The organism is Pseudomonas monsensis (genome assembly GCF_014268495.2).
Taxonomy (GTDB): Bacteria; Pseudomonadota; Gammaproteobacteria; order Pseudomonadales; family Pseudomonadaceae; genus Aquipseudomonas; species Aquipseudomonas monsensis.
In genome coordinates, this window is record NZ_CP077087.1 from 5758998 (window position 1) to 5778628 (window position 19631).

Here is a 19631-nt window from a genome sequence, read left to right on the forward strand (position 1 = left end):
ATCGATTACATGAACGAAAAATCCGCCGTCACCCGCAACGCTGCAAAAGAACTGGTCATGTTCCTGTTCTGCTCGACGGTTTATCGGTTGTTTTCCGGTGCACTGATGGTCTCGCTGACCTGGACCATCCTCAACCAGGACGAAGGCGGATACCTGCCTTTGGCGCTGGCGATTTTCTGCTCGTTCATTCCGGCGTTCATCACGCCAGCGATGATCAAGCGGCTGTCGCTGCGTATGAACGGACGGCAGATGAGCAGCTGGTTTGTGCTGGGGCTGGCCGGTCTGGCCCTGATATCGGGCGTGTCGCGGGATTTCACCCTCGGCCTGCTGATCACCAATCTGTTTGCCTGGCTGATGATCATGTCGCTGGAGGCCAGCCTGGATATGTGGTTCGCCCAGATTCAAAGGGGCATGGATGAAACCAGAGTGCGGCGGATCAGCGGTGCGACCACGGCGACCAGTCAGGCCGCACTGATGACCGGACCTTTACTGGCGGCAGGTTTGATGCCGATTCTGAGCGGCATGGGTTTCTCGCTGGTGCTCAGCGCCGGCTTCTTCATGGTCGCCGCGATTTGCTTTACCCGTCACAGTCAGCCCTCGGCGGTGCAGACCACTGTCGAAGTCACAGCTGCGACCAGACTGCCACTGACGCTGTTTGTGCCGATGGTACTGATCTGGCCAATCCTCGGGGCATTCAATTTCATGCTGCCGGTGTATGTGGCGAGCCACGGCTGGGCCCTGTTTGAACTGGGCGTGCTCGATGCCGTGTTCGGTCTGGGCATGGCGCTGATCGGCGTGCTGGTGATCATCGCCAATACCGGACGTAATCTGACGGCCTATCTGTCAGGCCTGATTGCACTGGCGCTGATCGCCACTTTGATGTGGTTGCTGATGCCGGACAATCTGCTTCTCAAGGCACTGAGCCTGCTGATCCTGGGCATGGCGTTCGGTGGGGCGCGCGTGCATATCCGCGTCGCCATTGCCTGCCGCTACAGCGAGGCCGCGGTGGGGTTGTATGTCAGCCGGGCGAATGCCCTGGCGACGCCGGTTCTGCTGCTGATCCTCAGCCTGCAACTGGCCATGATCGACAATGCCTGGCTGCTCCCGTTCCTGCTGGTGACACTGAGCGTCGCGCTGCTGTTGCAGACCTCGGCTACACGTTTCGCCCGAGGACCTTCGAGCACCGCGGCCGTGGGCGCCTGAGGCGGCGAACCGTGTTGGCGCAGCCCCGGCTCAAGTGCCCCGGGGTTTCGCCCGCGCGGTGGCCTCGGCCACCAACGGATCATCCGGCCAATAGTGCTTCGGATACCGCCCTTTCAAATCCTTCTTCACCTCGGCGTACGTGCTGCGCCAGAAATTCGCCAGATCCTGTGTCACCTGCACCGGCCGCCGCGCCGGCGACAACAGGTGCAACTTGACCACTTGCCGCCCGCCGGCAATTCGCGGCGTCTCGGCGAGGCCGAACAGCTCCTGCAAACGCACGGCAAGAATCGGCGGTGACTCGCTGTAATCCAGACGTACCGACGATCCCGACGGCACGCTGAGGTGATGTGGCGCCAGCTCATCAAGCTTCTGCGGCAACGGCCACGGCAGCAGATTGCGCACGATGCTCGACAGGTCCAGATTGGCGAAATGACTGAGCCGCGAGACCTTGCCCAAGTAAGGCATTAACCAATGCTCAAGCGTGTTCAGCAACGTCGCATCGCTGACATCCGGCCATTGGCTTTCGACCTGAGCGTCGAGGTCCAATTGCCGTAGCAAAGCGACCCGCGCCTGCCACTGACGCAGCTCCGGCGTCCACGGCAGCAACTCCAGACCTTTGCGCCGCACCAGATTGACCAGCGCCTGACTGCGCGCCGCTTCGTCGAGACCGGTCAACGGTTCACGGCTGAGGACCAGTTCGCCGACCTTGCGCTGGCGCTCGGCGCGCAACACACCTTCGCGCTCGTCCCAGTCCAGTTGATCGACACAGCTCACCTGTTCGGCCAACACTGAGTCGAACAGCGCCGGATCGAAATCAGCCGCCAGATAAATCCGTTCCTCGCGCTGGCCCTGTCGGCTGCCGAGGTCGGCAATCACAATCCACGACTCCTTCATCAGGCTGTCGGCTTCGGCGAACAGCGCAGCGCGTCCATTGGCCAGACGATATTCCGCGCCACCGGCGCGACGCTGTTGGGCGACGCGGTCCGGGTAGGCCAGCGCCAGCAGCGCACCGAGCCAGCGCGGATGATCAGGATCGCTGACCGGCGCGCTGACCTTGCCGCGCAAGTAACCACGATATTGTCGCGCCAGTTGCCGCGCCCGTTGCACACCCCCCTGAGCACCGCGTGCCGCGCGCTCCTCACCGCAGAGCAGGAGCAATCGGCTGTGCAGATCTGCGCCGGCACCCCGCAGAATATCGCGCTCGCCGAGCAGCGCCGCGACGTCGCACGCCATGTTCGCCAGCCCCAGCGCCTGACCGCGCAGCAACAGATGGGCGATGCGCGGATGTGCCGGCAGCTCGGCCATGGCCTGACCGTGGGCAGTCAGCGCTTTATCTTCAAGTGCCCCCAAGCGCTGCAACAGATCCTGCGCCTGGGCATACGCTGCCGCCGGCGGAACATCCAGCCAGACCAGTTCGCCCGGGGTCACGCCCCAGCGACCGAGCTGCAGGGCAAGGCTGGCCAGATCCGCCGAGAGGATTTCCGCACTGCCGTAAGCGGCGAGTTGCTCGTGCTGATCCTGCGACCACAAGCGATAACACACCCCCGGCTCCAGACGCCCCGCCCGTCCTGCGCGCTGTGTGGCACTGGCCTTGGAAATGCGCTGCGTGTCGAGTCGGGTCATGCCGCTACCGGGATCGAAACGCGGCACCCGCGCCAGCCCGGCATCAATCACCACGCGCACGCCATTGATGGTCAGACTGGTCTCGGCGATGTTGGTCGCCAGCACCACTTTGCGCTTGCCCGCCGGGGCCGGGTCGATGGCGGCGCGCTGGGCATTCAGGTCCAGTTCACCGTGCAACGGGCACAGCAAAACATCGCTGCGCTCGCCAATGGCATCACTCAACTGCTGATGCACGCGACGGATTTCCGCCTGCCCCGGAAGGAACACCAGCAGGCTGCCGGTCTCATCGTGCAGGGCTTCGAGGACGGTCTGGGTCACGCGCTGGTCGATGTATTCGCCGGGCTGGAACGGCCGCCCCCAGCGCATGGTCACCGGGAACATGCGCCCTTCACTGCGCAGGATCGGCGCGTCATCGAGCAACCCGGACAGGCGCTCGCCCTCCAGCGTGGCGGACATCAGCAAAATCTTCAGCGGCTGTTCAGCTCGGAACAGTTCGCGGCCGTTCAAACTCAGGGCCAATGCCAGATCGGCATCGAGGCTGCGTTCGTGGAACTCGTCGAAGATCAGCAGGCCCACGCCTTCCAGTGCCGGATCGTCCTGCAGGCGCCGGGTGAGAATGCCTTCGGTGACCACTTCGATACGGGTGTCGGGGCCGACCTTACTGTCGAGGCGGATGCGATAACCGACGGTTTCACCGACCTTCTCGCCCAGTTCGCTGGCCAGCCTTTCAGCCGCCGCACGCGCGGCGAGACGGCGCGGTTCGAGCATGAGAATGGTCTGCCCGGCCAGCCACGCCTCATTGAGCAAGGCCAAGGGCACGCGGGTGGTTTTACCGGCGCCGGGCGGTGCTTCGAGCACCGCTTCGTCGCGTGTCGCCAAGGCTTCACGCAGGGCGGGTAAAACTTCATCAATCGGCAAAGAAATCATGCTGGCTCCCAAACAGAGCCGCGAGTATAACGGCGAACTGCGAGGTGTTCGTCAGGGTCTTAACTTCACAAGACGAAGCTTCGTTAACAGATGACTCAGGAGATTTTCCATGCGCTTACCTTCTCGCCTGATCGGCGGTGTACTGGTCGCCACCCTGCTCACCCAAATCACCGCTTGCGGATCGATTTTCTACCCGGACCGTCGCGGCCAGATCGACGGCAAGATTGACCCGGCGATTGCCGTGCTCGACGCCTTGGGTCTGCTGTTCTACGTCATTCCCGGCCTGATCGCGTTCGCGGTCGACTTCACCACCGGCGCGATCTATTTCGAACCAGGCCACACGGCCCAGGTCGATCCGGCCAAGTTGAAACAAGCCATTGGCCCGGACGGTCAGGTCAATAACCTCAAGTTGCAGGCTATTCTCGAAACTGAACTGGGCCGCCACTTGCCGCTGGACGATCCACGGCTGATCCAGCACAAGGGCAGCACGCAGCAACTGGCGATGTTGGGCCTGCAACCTGCCGCCTAATCCACAAGGAACCTCTGCACTCATGACCTCCAGCCCCGAACACGCCCGCCTGCTGCGGTTGGCAACCCGCGCCTCGGTGGCGGTGGCCTGCACGCTGATCATCGCCAAAGCCATCGCCTGGTGGCTCAGCGGATCGGTGAGCATGCTCGCCGGCCTCACCGACTCGGCGCTGGATGGCGTCACCTCGCTGCTCAATCTGCTGGCGGTGCATTACGCGCTGCGCCCGGCCGATGACGATCACCGTTACGGCCACGGCAAGGCCGAATCGCTGGCGGGCATGGCGCAGGCGCTGTTCATCGGCGGCAGTGCGGTGTTGATCGCCTTTCAAGCCTACGAGCGGATCAAGCAACCGGAGCCACTGGGCGCACCGTGGCTGAGCATCGGCGTGATCGTATTCTCGCTGTTGCTGACTGCCGCATTGCTGACGCTGCAACATCGGGTGATCAAGGAGACCGGCTCCAACGCCGTGCGCGCCGACTCGCTGCACTACCGCTCGGACCTGTTGCTCAACGGCAGCATTCTGCTCGCGCTGATCCTCGCCGGCATGGGCTTTCATCAACTGGATGCGTGGTTCGGTCTGGGGATTGCCGCGTACATTTTATGGAGTGCGATCCAGATCGCCCGGGAAAGTTTTTCGGTGCTGATGGATGAAGAGCTGCCGACGGATGTCAGCCAACACATGCTCGAACTGGCCTGCGGCGTACCCGGCGTGTTGGGCGCGCATGACTTGCGCACGCGGATTTCGGGCAACCACTGGTTCGTGCAGTTGCACCTGGAGTTGCCGGGCGAGCTGACGTTGTCAGTGGCCCACGCCATCAGCGATCAGGCGGCCGATGCAATTCACGCCGCCTACCCGCGAGCCGAGGTACTGGTGCACGCTGACCCGATAAAAGCAGCTTCAAGCCACGAGCCGCAAGCTTCAAGCTTGTAGCTGGAAACTTGCAGCTCGTAGCTGCTCTTACTGGACCTGATAACCGCGACTGCTCAGGCAATTGCCCTGAGCCTGGCGGTAAGCCTGCACCACTTCAGGCGCCGGTTGGTACGTCGCGGTACGCGGATCGAAACCGCTTTGCTGCACCGCGTACTGGTAGCACTGGTAACCATCCTGCTGCACCTGCTCCGGTGACTGACCATTGGCCGGATAGGCCTCGACGTCATACCCCTGGGATTGCGGCTGCGGTGGTTGCTGCACCGGCGGCTCGACCACCACGTAATCCTGACTGGCTTCCTCATACGCATAGTAGGAACCGGCCGCGAGGAACAGCAGCGCACCGCCGATCCACACTTCACGGGCGTAGTCCGGCAGATAGTGGGTGCGGATCCCTCGCGGCGGCTGCACGACGATGTAGCGCGGGCCTTGCGGGCGATACCAGTAGCCGCCGGAATAGAAGTAATCCTGACCGCGATACGGCACGCGGAATTCGCGATCCGGGAAGCGGTCGATCACATGCCCCGGACGGTATTGCGGACCTGGGCCCCAGCCGTTGCCATGCCCGTCCGGACGGCCGGGCCAGCGATTATCATTGCCCCGGTTGCCGGTTTGCCATTGCTGGTTGTGGTAACCATTTTGCGGACGCTCGTCGCGGTAGTAACCCTGACGTGGCTCCTGGGTCTGGCGCACAGTGTCGGGCCGTGGCTGGATCGGCAGCGTGTTCGACGGCGGCGGTGGCGCCTGATGCACCGGAGCCGGCTGATTGGGTGCACGGTTCTGGTTCTGCCACTGACCATTGTTGCGCTGCTGGCCGTTGTGTTCGAACTGGCGGCTGTTATCGCCCCGAATGATTTCGTTGTTCTGCGGCCGCGGCTGGTTTTGCGGCGGCGGATTGTTCTGGCCGTGGGGCTGACGCTCACCGCCACGCCCTTGATTGCCCTGATGCTCGCCACCGTGCCCGTTATTCTCGGGGCCACGATTCTGTGGCTCGTCGGCAAGCGCTTGCGCACTGACGCTCACACACAGCAAACCAACACCGGCCAGACGCCAGATGCGCGACTTCATGCTCTTCCTCACTGCGGGTATTAAGAGGGCTTGTAGCTAAGACCGGGAATACACACACCGGGTTCTGCGACAGGTTATCAGTCACGAAACTTATTTATTGAGGATGAACGTAGAGCGAGGCATAAAAATCGCAGCCAAGAAAAAAGGGAGACCCGTCGGCCTCCCTTCTAGAGAACTTCGTCCTGGCTCGACGCTTTTGACGTCGGCTCACCTCACGCCGTCTTCTGGACAGTGTGCAGCTCGGGGACCGGCACAACCCCGGTGGGGGTGGCGGCCGCGGCGGGCCTGTTTGGGCGGGCCGCTGTGGACTGTGTTACCGAGCAGTGATTCTGGTGATAAGCATAGGCCCGAGGTCGCGACAGAGGATTGCGAAGATTGCTCAAATAAACACCACTTGCGCAATTTTTAACCCTGGATAGATAATCCGCCGCAATAGTTACAACCAAGGACAGATTGATGAGCAAACTCGACCGTTACGACCTGAGCATTTTGGCGGAATTGCAGCGCGACGCCCGCATCTCCAACCAGGAACTGGCCGAGCGCATCGGTCTGTCGCCCTCGCCCTGCTCGCGTCGGGTCAAACAGTTGGAAGACGATGGCTACATCTCCCGTCAGGTCGCCCTGCTCGATCGCAAAATGCTTGGCCTGAGCCTGACCGCCTATGTGTTGATCGGCATGGACCGGCATACACCGGAGCGTTTCGAGAATTTCGAGGCGGCGATTCGCACCTTGCCGCAGGTGCTGGAGTGCAGCCTGGTGACCGGCGTCGATGCGGATTACCAGTTGAAGGTGGTGGTGCCGGACATGGATCACTATCAAAAGCTGTTGCTGGGGCACCTGACCCGGATTGAAGGCGTGACCAGCGTGCGCTCAAGCTTCGTACTGAATCAGGTGCTCAACAGCACTGAACTGCCACTGACGCATCTGCGCAGCTAATCAAAAGCCCCTCACCCCAGCCCTCTCCCAGAGGGAGAGGGAGCCGACCAAGGTGTCTGGCAGCATCCATCGACCTGAACCTTCGAGTCGATTATGGATTCACAGACGCAAGATCAGGTCGGTGTAACTCGTCGGCATCGCACGGCCAGTCCACTCTCCCTCCCAAAGGGAGAGGGCGCCGACCGAGGTGTCTGGCAGCATCCATCGACCTGAACCTTCGAGTCGATTATGGATTCACAGACGCAAGATCAGGTCGGTGTAACTCGCGGGCGTCGCACGGTCAGTCCACTCTCCCTCCCAAAGGGAGAGGGCGCCGACCGAGGTGTCATCAACCTGAACCTTCGCGTCGATTATGGATTCACAGACGCAAGATCAGGTCGGTGCAACTGGTGGGCATCGCACGGCCAGTCCACTCTCCCTCCCTGAGGGAGAGAGAGCGGACCGAGGTGTCTGGCAGCATCCATCGACCTGAACCTTCGAGTCGATTATGGATTCACAGACGCAAGATCAGGTCGGTGTAACTCGCGGGCGTCGCACGGTCAGTCCACTCTCCCTCCCAGAGGGAGAGGGCGCCGACCGAGGTGTCTGGCAGCATCCATCGACCTGAACCTTCGAGTCGATTATGGATTCACAGACGCAAGATCAGGTCGCTGTAACTCGCGGGCATCGCACGGTCAGTCCCCTCTCCCTCCCAAAGGGAGAGGGCGCCGACCGAGGTGTCTGGCAGCATCCATCGACCTGAACCTTCGAGTCGATTATGGATTCACAGACGCAAGATCAGGTCGGTGTAACTCGTGGGCATCGCACGATCAGTCCCCTCTCCCTCCCAGAGGGAGAAGGAGCCGACCGAAGTGTCTGGCAGCATCCATCGACCTGAACCTTCGAGTCGATTATGGATTCACAGACGCAAGATCAGGTCGGTGCAACTCGCGGGCATCGCACGATCAGTCCCCTCTCCCTCCCAGAGGGAGAAGGAGCCGACCGAAGTGTCTGGCAGCATCCATCGACCTCAACCTTCGCGTCGATTATGGATTCACAGACGCAAGATCAGGTCGGTGTAACTCGCGGGCATCGCACGGCCAGTCCACTCTCCCTCCCAAAGGGAGAGGGAGCCGACCGAAGTGTCTGACAGCATCCATCGACCTGAACCTTCGCGTCGATTCTGGATTCACAGACGCAAGATCAGGTCGGTGTAACTGGTGAGCATCGCACGGCCAGTCCCCTCTCCCTCTGGGAGAGGGCTAGGGTGAGGGCAACAGGTTCGGATCAGACCCAGATCAATGCCACCCCGCACACCTTGGCGTATACTCGCTGCGCCCTTTTAGCCCCATGCGCGCCGGAGAGACCCGATGGATCCAGCAGTATTCGAAGAGTGGATGATGACTGGCCTGGTCAGCATCCTGATCATTTTCATGGGATTCATCGTCTGGGATCTGGCGAAGAAGTCCAAGGCCGGGCGTTTCGGCTCGTTCATTCTGTTCTTCGTGCTGGGCCTGGGCGTGGCCGCGTTCATCATCAAGAGTGTAGTGATCGGCCTGATCGAATCCGGCGCGTTATAGGCGCGGCGGCACTTCTTTCCATTGCCCCTGATCGAGTCCGTCGATCGTCCAGTCACCAATCCTGACGCGCACCAGCCGCAACGTCGGCAGCCCGACCGCAGCGGTCATCCGCCGCACCTGACGATTGCGCCCTTCGCGAATCACCAGTTCCAGCCATGAAGTCGGGATGGTCGCGCGAAAGCGTACCGGTGGATTGCGCGGCCACAACTCGGGTTCATCCAGTTGCCGCGCTTCGGCAGGCAGGGTCATGCCGTCGTTCAACTCAACGCCGTCACGCAAACGCTGCAATTGCTCGGCCGTGGGCACGCCTTCGACCTGCACCCAGTACGTCTTCGGCAACTTGTGTTTCGGATCGGCAATCCGCGCCTGCAACTGGCCATCGTTGGTCAGCAGCAACAAACCTTCACTGTCGCGATCGAGCCGTCCGGCCGGGTAGATGCCGGGCACCTCGATGAAATCCTTGAGCGTCGCCCGCCCGCCTTCGTCACTGAACTGCGTCAGCACATCGAACGGCTTGTTGAACAGGATCAGCTTCGGCTCGGCCGGTGGTGCCTTGGCAACACGGCGCGGGGAAGAAGACTGAGGCTTCGCACCAGGACGGCGAGAAGGTGGACGCGGGGGACGGGACATAAGAGAGCAAACATTTAGCGATCAGGGCTGACAATGCTAGTGCCCCGACCGCCAAATGACCACGACTAACCGTTAACGGAACGGCGGCTCGTCGAAGCTGCGCAGTTTGCGCGAGTGCAGCGAGTTGAGTTCGGTGCGCAGCAGGTCCACCGCTTCGATGCCGATCTTCAAGTGCTGGCTGACCGCACGCTCGTAGAACGCGTTGGCCGAACCCGGCAGTTTGATTTCACTGTGCAGCGGTTTGTCCGACACACACAGCAACGTGCCATATGGCACCCGCAGGCGATAACCCTGGGCGGCGATGGTGCCGCTTTCCATGTCCACGGCCACGGCGCGGGACAGGTTGATCAACGGTCGTTCCTGAGCCCAGCGCAATTCCCAGTTACGGTCGTCGTAGGTCAGCACGGTGCCGGTGCGCAGGCGTTTCTTCAGGTCATCGCCCTTCTCGCCGGTGACGTTGGCCGCCGCTTGCTGCAGCGCCAGTTGCACTTCAGCCAGAGCCGGAATCGGAATGTTCGGCGGCACCACGCGGTCGAGAATCCCGTCGCGACGCATGTAGGCGTGCGCCAGCACATAGTCGCCGATGGTCTGCGACTGACGCAGGCCACCGCAGTGGCCGATCATCAGCCAGCAATGCGGACGCAGCACCGCCAGGTGGTCGGTGATGTTCTTGGCGTTGGACGGGCCGACGCCGATATTCACCAGGGTCACGCCGTGGCCATCGCTGGCGATCAGGTGATAGGCCGGCATCTGGTAGCGGTGCCAGACCACACCGGCAGCAATCGCCGAGGCTTCGCCGTGATCCATGCTCTTCTCGATGATCACGTTGCCCGGCAGGACCATGCGCACGAAACGCGGGTCTTTACGCAGTTGCTCCAGGCCGTGGACGATGAACTGGTCGACGTAGCGGTGATAGTTGGTCAGCAGGATCCACGGCTGCACATGGCGCCAGTCGCTGCCGGTGTAGTGCACCAGACGGCGCAGGGAAAAGTCGACCCGCGCGGCGTCGAACAGCGCCAGTGGCAGCGGATCGGTGTTTTCCCAGTCGTAGAGACCGTCGGCGATGCCATCGGTGGCGGCGGACAGGTCGGTGCTCGGGAACACCCGCGCCAGCACGGCGGCGGTGACGCCGGAGCCGGCCAGTTCATCGCCCTGCTCTACCACGTACGGGTACGGAATGTTCTGTTGGCTGACACCGACTTCCACGGTCACGGTGAAGTCGTGCATCAGCGGCACCAGTTGTTCCAGCAGGTATTTGCGGAACGCCGCCGGGTGGGTGACGGTGACGCTGTAGGTGCCTGGCAACTGCACTTTGGCGTAAGCGCGAGTGGTCTGCGGCACTTCGCCCTGACAGTGATAGGTCAGACGCAGTTCGGGATAACGAAACAGGGCACGCTGTTCGGCGTCGGGCTCGACGCGATCCTTGAGGTAACGCTTGAGCGCCGAGTTCAGCGCAGTGGTGGCCCGCTCATGCAGCTCGGCCAGACGATCCACGGCTTGTTCGGCGGTTTGAACGACAATAAACGCTTCGGTCACGATCAGCTTCCTGTGTTCTGACTTGCAGAGCTTCATCTTGCCTGCATCGTGGTCTCACGGGAACAGTGGCGTTGTGGCTGTACCCAAATCTTTCAGACAACGCGAATCCCTGTGGGAGCTGGCTTGCCAGCGATGAGGCCTTCACATTCGACATCAATGTTGACTATCAGGCCGCCATCGCTGGCAAGCCAGCTCCCACAGGGTTTTGTGGAGTTTGGGGTCAGAAGCCCTGGGGGGTCGAGCGGGCGACGATCGCTGCGACATCCAGCCCATGGGGCAACGCGCCGTAGACCCGGCCGCCGCCACTCAACCGACTGGCAATAAACGCATCACTCACCGCCGAATTCCCGGCTTCCAGCAGCAGTTTGGCCTGCAACCCAAGGGCAATGCCCTCGGTCAATTGCCGAGCCCGATACTGAATATCGCGGGTGTCCTTGAACTGTGCCTGCAACTGCTGAATATGCGCGGCCAAACGTTTGTCACCGTGGCCATCGCCCAACTCCCTGAACAACACATCGAGAACGCCCGGCTCTTTAGACAGTGCGCGCAAAACGTCGAGGCACTGTACGTTGCCCGAACCTTCCCACGTCGAGTTCACCGGCGCCTCGCGGTACAGGCGCGGCAAGATGCTTTCCTCGACGTACCCCGCGCCGCCCATGCATTCGGCCGCTTCGTTGATCATTCCCGGGGCACGTTTGCAGATCCAGTATTTGCCCACCGCCGTCACCAGCCGGGCGAATTGCGCTTCGTGGCGATCATCCAGATGATCCAGGGCCTTGCCCATGCGCAGGCTCAGGGCCAGCGCAGCTTCGCTTTCCAGGGCCAGGTCGGCGAGCACGTTCTGCATCAACGGTTGCTCGCTGAGCAACTTGCCGCCGACCTTGCGGTGCGCGCAGTGATGGCTGGCCTGGGTCAGCGCCTGACGCATCAACGCGCTGGAACCGACCATGCAATCGAAACGGGTCATTGCCACCATCTCGATGATGGTCGGCACCCCGCGCCCTTCTTCACCGACCATCCACGCCAGGGCGCCACGGAACTCCACTTCGCTGGAGGCGTTGGACTGGTTGCCGAGTTTGTTTTTCAGGCGCTGGATATAGAACTGATTGCGCGTGTCGTCCGGGCGATGGCGTGGCAGCAGGAAGCAGGTCAGGCCCTTGTCGGTCTGCGCCAGCGTCAGGAACGCATCGCACATTGGCGCCGAGCAGAACCACTTGTGCCCGACCAGTTCATACGCCTGGCCCGGACCGCTGGCGCCGACCGGATAGGCCTTGGTGGTGTTGGCGCGCACGTCGGTGCCGCCCTGCTTCTCGGTCATCGCCATGCCGATGGTCACGCCGGCCTTGTGCGCCATGCCGACGTTGCGCGGGTCGTATTCGGTGGCGAGGATTTTCGGTAGCCACTGCTCGGCCAGATCCGGTTGCAGGCGCAGCGCCGGAACGCTGGCGAAAGTCATGGTCAACGGGCAACCGCTGCCGGCTTCGGCCTGGCTGTGCAGATAGCTCATCGAGGCGCGGGCAACGTGGGCGCCGTCCTGCGGATGCGCCCACGGCAAGGAGGTCAGACCGTGCTCGATCGCGGTGCGCATCAGTTCGTGATAAGCGGGATGAAACTCGACCAGATCAATGCGATGGCCATAGCGATCATGACTGGTGAATACCGGTTTGTTCTGATTGGCGAGGAACCCGGCCTCCATCAGCGGCCCCCCGGCCAGCGCGCCGTAGGCATCAATCCGCGACTCGGCCCACCCGGCGCCGAACCTGCGCGACCATTCCTGCAACGGCAGGTCGATGCGGTACAGGTTGGTGCCGTCCAGCGACGGCGGCTGGTTGGTGACTTCGTGGGTTTCGGCGAACTGATGCAGGTTCATGACGGGGCTCCTTTGGTCAGCCAGAGAACCAGTTAAGCACCGCCCCACGCCCCGTCAAAGTGTCATATCCGCCGAACTGGCGGCGCTTTTACCCTATCAGCAACACAACACCCGGCGCTCCAGCGCGGACTGCAAATCCTCGAATTTCACCGGCTTGTTCAGGTAGTCGATCGGCGCTCCGCTGGCGCATAGCTCGCGATCGGCGCTCAGCGCCAGCATGAACACCGGCAGACTGGCGCAACCTGGCAAGGCGTGGATCTGGCAAGCCAGCGCCGCGCCATCCTGTGCGGGCAACTGGCAATCGATCAGCACCGCGTCGAAGCTTTCGCGCTGCAGGCAATCCAGCGCCGCCGCACCATTATCGGCAGTACGCACGCGGAAACCGAGCTTGAGCAACATGCCGCGCATCACCAGTTGGTTGACGCTGTTGTCATCCACCAGCAGCACTGTGCAGTCCTGCGGTTCACGCACACAAGCGCGCGATGGCTGGGGTGTTGGCGGCGCCTCGACCGCCGGCAGCTCGAACTCGACATCGAGCTGGAAGCGGCTGCCGCGACCGGGTTCGGAACGATGCGTGAGTTTGCCGCCGAGCAATTCCACCAGTTGCCGGCAGATCGCCAGGCCGACGCCCAATCCGCCGTACTCGCGTGTCATTGACCCGTCGAGCTGGAAGAAGCGCTGATACAGGGTTGCCTCGCCCAGGTCGGTAAAACCGATGCCGGTGTCAATCACCGCAAACGACAGCGCCAGACGATTGTCCGACGCAGGCTTGCCGGTCACGCGCAGGGCCAGACCGCCGACGCGGGTGAACTTGATCGCGTTGTCGAGCAGGCATTCCAGGCATTGCGCCAGTTTCACGCTGTCGCCGTGCAAACGGTCCGGCAGGGTCGGCAGCACCTCGACCTTGAAGTCCAGCGACTTGCTCGCCGCGTTGCCGTCGAACTGCAGCCGCAACGCCTCGACCACCCCGCGCAGGCTGAAACTGTCCGGCGTCGCCTTGAGCTTGCCGGCCTGCAGTTCGGTGAGGGTGAGGATGCCGTTGACCATGCGCATCATGTCGCGGGCAGAACCGGCGGCGGTCTGCTGGTATTGCTCCAGTTCCGGATCCAGTTCGACGGTCTGCATCAGTTCCAGCGAACCGATCACGCCGTTCATCGGCGTGCGCAGTTCGTGGGTCAGGGTCGCGAGGAATTCGTCCTTGAGCTTGTTGCTGTGGGCCAATTGCTGGTTGAGTACTTCCAGCTTCTGCCCGGCGTCGAACAGGGTCTGCGCCTGCTGCTCGCGCATCGCGTTGATGCGGTCGGCCAGCGCCAGCGACAGCAGCGCCACTTCGATGGCCGAGCCGATCTGGCTGGCGTACATGGTCAGGAACACGTTCGGCAGCAGGCCCAGCACCATCAGCGTATTGATGATGCCGCCGAGCAGAAACGCCGACCAGGCAATGATGAAATAACGCGCCACTCGCAGGCCGCGCCACCAGGCCAGAATCCCCGCGGCGAAAATCACCACGGTAAACGTCAGCGCCAGCAGGGTCGCCAACCGCAACGACAGGGCGTAACTGGTCATCAGCGACAAGCCCACGACCAGCGCACTGAATGCGATCAGGCCGATCAGTACGCGATCCAGCCAGCGGCTGTGGTTGTTCGTCTGCAGGAAGCTGCGTGCGAACTGACTGCCGAACAGCCCCGCACAGCCGATGAAAAACGGCGTGGCGGCGTTGGCCCACCACGGATTGTCCGGCCAGAAATACTCGACCGCCGCCCCGTTCACCGACAGTTGATACAGGCCGAACGAGGCGATGTAGAAGATGTAATAGAGGTAGCTGGTGTCGCGCACGCTCAGGTAGATGAACAGGTTGTAGACCAGCATCCCCAGCAACACGCCATAAATGATGCCCAGTACGTACAGGCGCACCGGTTGGTCTTCGAGGTACGCGGTGCTCGACCACAACGTCACCGGCGCCTGGATCGAGCCTTCGCTGGCCAGGCGCAGGTACACCGTGCGTTGTTGATCGGGCTTGAACTCAAGGTCGAACAGGTAGTTGTTCTGACGGATCTCGCGACTGGCGAACGGCAACGCATCACCGGTCTGTCGGATCAGGCGATAGTCGCCATTGGCATCGGCCATATACAGATCAAGATGATCAAGCGGCGGGTACGCCAGCTCCAGCAGCCAGGTGCGTTGCGCGGCGGGATTGGCCGGACGGTAATGCAGGTCGATCTTCAGCCAGAACGCCGAACGCGAGTAACCGGCGTTGAGCGTGGCTTTATCGTGGAGTTTGAAATTGCCCGCCGCCGCTTGAGCACGGACGTCGGCGATGCTCGCCTGACCACTCGGGTCTTCGAACACTTGCAAGGAGCGGCCCAGGGGAAGGCTCTGAGTGTTTTCGTCGAATTCGACGGCGCTTGCGAGGAGGGGCAAGCAGAACAGCAATATCAGCAAATAGCGCATTGAAGCCCCAGCGTGGCTCGTCCGGTTGCGTCAGGAAGCCCCCCATTCCCTTTGAGTAGACGTAAAACCGGTATTACCTGTTATTGGTTTGGATCCAGACTAGCATAGCCGTTGATGGCCATTAAGCACCATCGAAATTTTTCCTACAAAGGCTCTAGAACGGGCGTTTCAGAGCAAAGTCGCGGGCTAGAGCTGTTGAGTTGGTCAACTACCTGCAACAGCGGATGTGGTGAATACCTGTGTGGCGAGGAACCACTGACAGGACTGAACCCCAAAATCAGGTTTGGTGGTAAGCTCGCGCACCATGAATATCTACAGCTCCCGCCCCGTTGTCCTCTGTCTCTCCGGCCACGACCCCAGTGGTGGCGCCGGCTTGCAGGCAGATATCGAAGCCTTGCTCGCGCAGGGTTGCCATGCGGCTCCGGCCGTCACCGCCCTGACCGTGCAAGACACCGTCAACGTCACTGACTTCCGCGTCCTCGACCGTGAGTGGGTACTGGCCCAGGCCAATGCCGTGCTCAACGACTCCGAAGTCGCGGCGGTCAAACTGGGCATGCTCGGTTCGATGGAAATGGTCGACACCGTAGTCGAACTGCTTTCGGCGCACCCGCACCTGCCGGTGGTCTGCGACCCGGTGCTGCGCGCCGGCGGCGGCGGACGCCTGGGCAAGGACGAGGTCGGTTATGCGATGCGCGAGCGTCTGCTGCCGCTGTCGATCATCGCCACCCCCAATCTTCCTGAAGCACGCATCCTCGCTGAACTGCCCGAAGGCACTGCAGACGAGTGCGCGGAAAAACTCCTGCCGTTCGTCAAAAACCTGCTGATCACCGGCGGCCATGGCGACGAAACTGAAATCCACAATCGCCTGTACAGCCGTGACGGCCTGCGCGAAACCTTCTATTGCCAGCGTTTGCCAGGCAGCTATCACGGTTCCGGTTGCACGCTGGCCAGCGCTATCGCCGGTCGCCTGGCCCAAGGCGAACACCTCGCCAGCGCCGTACGCACGGCACTGGATTACACCTGGCGCACCCTGCGCGATGCCGAACAACTGGGCAAAGGCCAGTTCGTGCCGCGCCGCCTGCCGCTGGATTTCTGCTCGTAACGTCGTGAGGTCTGCCTGATGAAACTACGTGGCCTGTATGCCATTACCGACAGCGAATTGCTGGCCGGCAAGTTTCTGTCCTACGTGGAGGCGGCGCTGGAAGGCGGCGTCACCCTGCTGCAATACCGCGACAAGAGCAGCGACGAGGCCCGCCGTCTGCGCGAGGCCGAAGCGCTGCGCAACCTGTGCGAGCGCTACAAGACGCAGCTGATCATCAACGATGACGCCGAACTGGCCGCGCGCCTGAACGTTGGCGTGCATCTGGGCCAGACCGACGGCCCGCTATCGCCGACCCGCGCCCTGCTCGGCTCCAAAGCCATCATCGGCTCGACCTGCCACGCGCAACTCGCACTGGCCGAACAAGCCGCCAAAGAAGGTGCGAGTTATGTCGCCTTCGGCCGCTTCTTCAATTCCAACACCAAGCCCGGCGCGCCGAGCTGCAGCCTCGATCTGCTCGACGAGGCCAAACGCACGCTGCACCTGCCGGTCTGCGCGATTGGCGGCATCACCCTCGACAACGCCGCGCCGCTGGTGGCCCACGGTGTCGACCTGCTGGCGGTGGTCCACGGCTTGTTCGGTGCCCAAAGCACTGCCGAAGTGACCCGCCGCGCCCGCGCCTTCAACGAACTTCTGAAAATCTGATTTGAGAGCCCGATCATGTCTCGTTCCGAAACCCTGTTTGCCAGTGCCCAGAAACACATTCCCGGTGGCGTGAATTCGCCGGTTCGTGCGTTCAAGAGCGTGGGCGGCACACCGTTGTTCTTCAAGCACGCCGAAGGCGCCTACGTCACTGACGAAGACGACAAGCGTTATGTCGATTACGTCGGTTCGTGGGGCCCGATGATCCTCGGCCACAGCCACCCGGACGTGCTCGACGCCGTACGCAATCAGCTGCAACACGGCCTGTCCTACGGCGCGCCGACCGCGATGGAAACCGAGATGGCCGATCTGGTCTGCTCGCTGGTGCCGTCGATGGACATGGTGCGCATGGTCAGCTCCGGCACCGAAGCGACCATGAGCGCGATCCGTCTGGCCCGTGGTTACACCGGCCGCGACAGCATCATCAAGTTCGAAGGCTGCTACCACGGTCACTCCGACAGCCTGCTGGTCAAGGCCGGCTCCGGTGCCCTGACCCAGGGCGTGCCGAGTTCGGCCGGTGTCCCGGCAGCGTTCGCCAAACACACCCTGACCCTGCCGTTCAACGACATCGACGCCGTTGAGAAGATGCTCGCTGAAGTTGGCCAGGACGTGGCGTGCATCATCGTCGAGCCAGTGGCGGGCAACATGAACTGCGTACCGCCGGCGCCGGGTTTCCTCGAAGGCCTGCGCGCGCTGTGCGACAAGCATGGCGTGGTGCTGATTTTCGACGAAGTGATGACCGGTTTCCGCGTTGCCCTCGGCGGTGCCCAGGCGTACTACGGGGTCAATCCTGACCTGACCACGTTCGGCAAGATCATCGGCGGCGGCATGCCGGTCGGCTGCTTTGGCGGCAAGCGTGAAATCATGGAACGCATCGCGCCGCTGGGCCCGGTGTACCAGGCCGGCACGTTGTCGGGTAACCCACTGGCAATGGCCGCCGGTTTGACTACGTTGCGTCTGATCAGCCGTCCGGGTTTCCACGATGAACTGACCGACTACACCACGCGCCTGCTCGATGGCTTGCAACAACGCGCCGATGCAGCGGGCATTCCGTTCGTGACCACGCAGGCCGGCGGCATGTTCGGTCTGTACTTCAGCGGTGCCGACGACATCGTCACCTTCGAAGACGTGATGGCCAGCGACGCGGCCCTGTTCGGGCGCTTCTTCCACCTGATGCTGGAAGGCGGTGTGTACCTGGCGCCGAGTGCATTCGAAGCCGGTTTCACCTCGATCGCCCACGGTGAAGCCGAGCTAAAAATCACCCTGGACGCTGCCGAGCGCGCCTTCGCTGCCCTGAAGTAATCGCCGTACCGCTGACGTTGGCCATCGCCAGCGTCAGCTTTCACCTACATCCAGACGGTTTTTCCGATGCTTCTGCCAAGATTCCTCCACAAAGTGGGCGATATATTCCCCGCGCAGCAGAAAAACGAGTAAAGACTTTGTAAGGTTGGCCCTGCTTATTTCATAATGCGCGCTTATTGGATCCCTCGATGGGTCCGCGTGCCCTTCAGAGGTAAGTCGATTCCCATGAACCGCACCGGCCGCACCCTTGCCTTGGGCTGCCTGTTGCTCCTTCAGCCCCTGCTCGCGCATGCACAAGCAGGCGGCAACTCGTTGTTGATCCCGGCGATGGGTCGTTGCACCCTCAATACTCAGCCGCAAGACGTCACGCAGGCACTGGCCGCCTGCCAGAAAGCGGCGGACGAAGGGGATGCGCAAGCGCAATACGAGTTGGGTGAGTTCTACTACGACGGCAAGAATGCGCCGCGCGACCTCAATCAAGCCTTGAGCTACTTCGAGAAAGCCTCGCTGCAAGGCCACGCTCAGGCGCAGTTCAAGCTCGGCACCATGTTCTTCCACGGCGAAGGCGTGCAGGCCAACAACATTCAGGCGTACATCGTGCTGAAGATGGCGGCGGTCAACGGCGCCGAAGATGCGCTGGACACGGCCGACGAAGTCTCGGAAAAAATGTCCCGCGAGGACCTCGAAACCGCGACCCAGGTGCTCGGGCAAATTTTCCGTAAATACCTGATGGAACTGCAGAGCGCCGATGGGCGTACGCCTTTCTCGCCATTGCCTTGATCGTGTGGTGATTAGCTGTGGCGAGGGGATTTATCCCCGATGGGTTGCGAAGCAGCCCCAAACCCTGCAATCCGGCTCTGTCTGACACACTTTGCTGAATGGACTTGCGACTGCTTCGCAGCCGAACGGGGATAAATCCCCTCGCCACAAATCATTTCAAATCCAGATCCGGTTTTACTTCTCAGGCATCGGCATCGGGAACGGCATCACATTGCCGACCGCGCCACGGGCTTCGCTGATTTTCGGGGTGCCCAGACGTTCCACCTCGTCGATGCGCACAATCGAATGCATCGGCACAAAACTGCGCACTACGCCTTCGAACTGCGCCTTGAGCTTCTCTTCGCTCGGATCGACGACCACTTGCGTGCGCTCGCCAAAGACGAACTCTTCCACTTCCAGAAAACCCCACAGATCACTTTGATAGATCTGCTTGGCGTACATTTCGAACACCTGGCCCTGGTTGAGGAAAATCACCTTATAGATTGGAGCTTCGCGTTTGGTCATGGCGGGGGGATAACATCGGGGATAAAAATGAGGGCGCAAACTAT

The 19631-nt window shown here is 61.9% G+C and carries 16 protein-coding genes; 9 read left to right on the forward strand and 7 right to left on the reverse strand.

The window, feature by feature from the left end; genetic code table 11:
- Positions 1-9: 9 nt before the first annotated feature.
- Positions 10-1203 (forward strand): hypothetical protein, encoded by a 1194-nt coding sequence (locus tag HV782_RS25460; RefSeq protein ID WP_186748017.1) that lies wholly within the window; start codon positions 10-12, stop codon positions 1201-1203.
- Between the two features lie 30 nt (positions 1204-1233).
- On the opposite strand, the gene hrpB is transcribed toward HV782_RS25460, so the two are convergent.
- Positions 1234-3753 carry an ATP-dependent helicase HrpB gene (gene hrpB / locus HV782_RS25465; RefSeq protein ID WP_186748016.1) on the reverse strand — a complete coding sequence of 840 codons (2520 nt, stop codon included), beginning with the start codon at positions 3751-3753 and terminating at the stop codon, positions 1234-1236.
- Positions 3754-3862: 109 nt separating this feature from the next.
- On the opposite strand from hrpB, the gene pmcY reads away from it, so the two are divergent.
- Both pmcY and HV782_RS25475 read left to right on the forward strand, forming a co-directional pair.
- Positions 3863-4282 (forward strand): periplasmic Zn2+ metallochaperone PmcY, encoded by a 420-nt coding sequence (pmcY, locus tag HV782_RS25470; protein WP_123463874.1) that lies wholly within the window; start codon positions 3863-3865, stop codon positions 4280-4282.
- A 22-nt stretch (positions 4283-4304) separates the two neighbouring features.
- On the forward strand, positions 4305-5213 hold the full coding sequence (locus HV782_RS25475) for a cation diffusion facilitator family transporter (RefSeq protein ID WP_186748015.1): 909 nt from the start codon (positions 4305-4307) through the stop codon (positions 5211-5213).
- A 27-nt stretch (positions 5214-5240) separates the two neighbouring features.
- On the opposite strand, the gene HV782_RS25480 is transcribed toward HV782_RS25475, so the two are convergent.
- Positions 5241-6278, reverse strand: a complete 1038-nt coding sequence (locus tag HV782_RS25480; protein ID WP_186748014.1) for a DUF6515 family protein — start codon at positions 6276-6278, stop codon at positions 5241-5243.
- A gap of 456 nt (positions 6279-6734) precedes the next feature.
- On the opposite strand from HV782_RS25480, the gene HV782_RS25485 reads away from it, so the two are divergent.
- A complete protein-coding gene (locus tag HV782_RS25485) occupies positions 6735-7214 on the forward strand; it encodes an Lrp/AsnC family transcriptional regulator (protein WP_007909658.1) in 480 nt (159 codons plus the stop codon).
- A gap of 1349 nt (positions 7215-8563) precedes the next feature.
- Positions 8564-8773 (forward strand): DUF2788 domain-containing protein, encoded by a 210-nt coding sequence (locus HV782_RS25490; protein ID WP_003228500.1) that lies wholly within the window; start codon positions 8564-8566, stop codon positions 8771-8773.
- Here HV782_RS25490 and HV782_RS25495 read toward each other — a convergent pair.
- The 4 genes from HV782_RS25495 to HV782_RS25510 form a co-directional block, all read right to left on the reverse strand.
- Positions 8768-9403 (reverse strand): pseudouridine synthase, encoded by a 636-nt coding sequence (locus tag HV782_RS25495; RefSeq protein ID WP_123463859.1) that lies wholly within the window; start codon positions 9401-9403, stop codon positions 8768-8770. The two genes, HV782_RS25490 and HV782_RS25495, sit on opposite strands and share 6 nt — an antisense overlap.
- Positions 9404-9475: 72 nt before the next feature.
- A complete protein-coding gene (gene amn / locus HV782_RS25500; protein ID WP_177490631.1) occupies positions 9476-10975 on the reverse strand; it encodes an AMP nucleosidase in 1500 nt (499 codons plus the stop codon).
- Between the two features lie 184 nt (positions 10976-11159).
- Positions 11160-12809: an acyl-CoA dehydrogenase family protein gene (locus tag HV782_RS25505; RefSeq protein ID WP_186746148.1), complete on the reverse strand. Its 1650-nt coding sequence runs from the start codon at positions 12807-12809 to the stop codon at positions 11160-11162.
- Positions 12810-12905: 96 nt separating this feature from the next.
- Complete coding sequence (locus HV782_RS25510) at positions 12906-15260, reverse strand: hybrid sensor histidine kinase/response regulator (protein ID WP_186746146.1); 2355 nt, start codon at positions 15258-15260, stop codon at positions 12906-12908.
- 304 nt (positions 15261-15564) lie between these two features.
- On the opposite strand from HV782_RS25510, the gene HV782_RS25515 reads away from it, so the two are divergent.
- The 4 genes from HV782_RS25515 to HV782_RS25530 all read left to right on the forward strand — a co-directional run bounded on the left by HV782_RS25515 (position 15565) and on the right by HV782_RS25530 (position 19083).
- Positions 15565-16362: a hydroxymethylpyrimidine/phosphomethylpyrimidine kinase gene (locus tag HV782_RS25515; protein ID WP_186746144.1), complete on the forward strand. Its 798-nt coding sequence runs from the start codon at positions 15565-15567 to the stop codon at positions 16360-16362.
- Between the two features lie 18 nt (positions 16363-16380).
- A complete protein-coding gene (gene thiE, locus HV782_RS25520) occupies positions 16381-17004 on the forward strand; it encodes a thiamine phosphate synthase (RefSeq protein WP_123463853.1) in 624 nt (207 codons plus the stop codon).
- Between the two features lie 15 nt (positions 17005-17019).
- On the forward strand, positions 17020-18303 hold the full coding sequence (gene hemL, locus HV782_RS25525) for a glutamate-1-semialdehyde 2,1-aminomutase (protein WP_186746142.1): 1284 nt from the start codon (positions 17020-17022) through the stop codon (positions 18301-18303).
- Between the two features lie 225 nt (positions 18304-18528).
- Positions 18529-19083, forward strand: a complete 555-nt coding sequence (locus tag HV782_RS25530) for a tetratricopeptide repeat protein (RefSeq protein ID WP_003228518.1) — start codon at positions 18529-18531, stop codon at positions 19081-19083.
- Between the two features lie 174 nt (positions 19084-19257).
- Here HV782_RS25530 and HV782_RS25535 read toward each other — a convergent pair whose 3' ends face one another.
- Positions 19258-19587 (reverse strand): DUF1820 family protein, encoded by a 330-nt coding sequence (locus HV782_RS25535; protein WP_003185742.1) that lies wholly within the window; start codon positions 19585-19587, stop codon positions 19258-19260.
- Positions 19588-19631 lie beyond the last annotated feature (44 nt).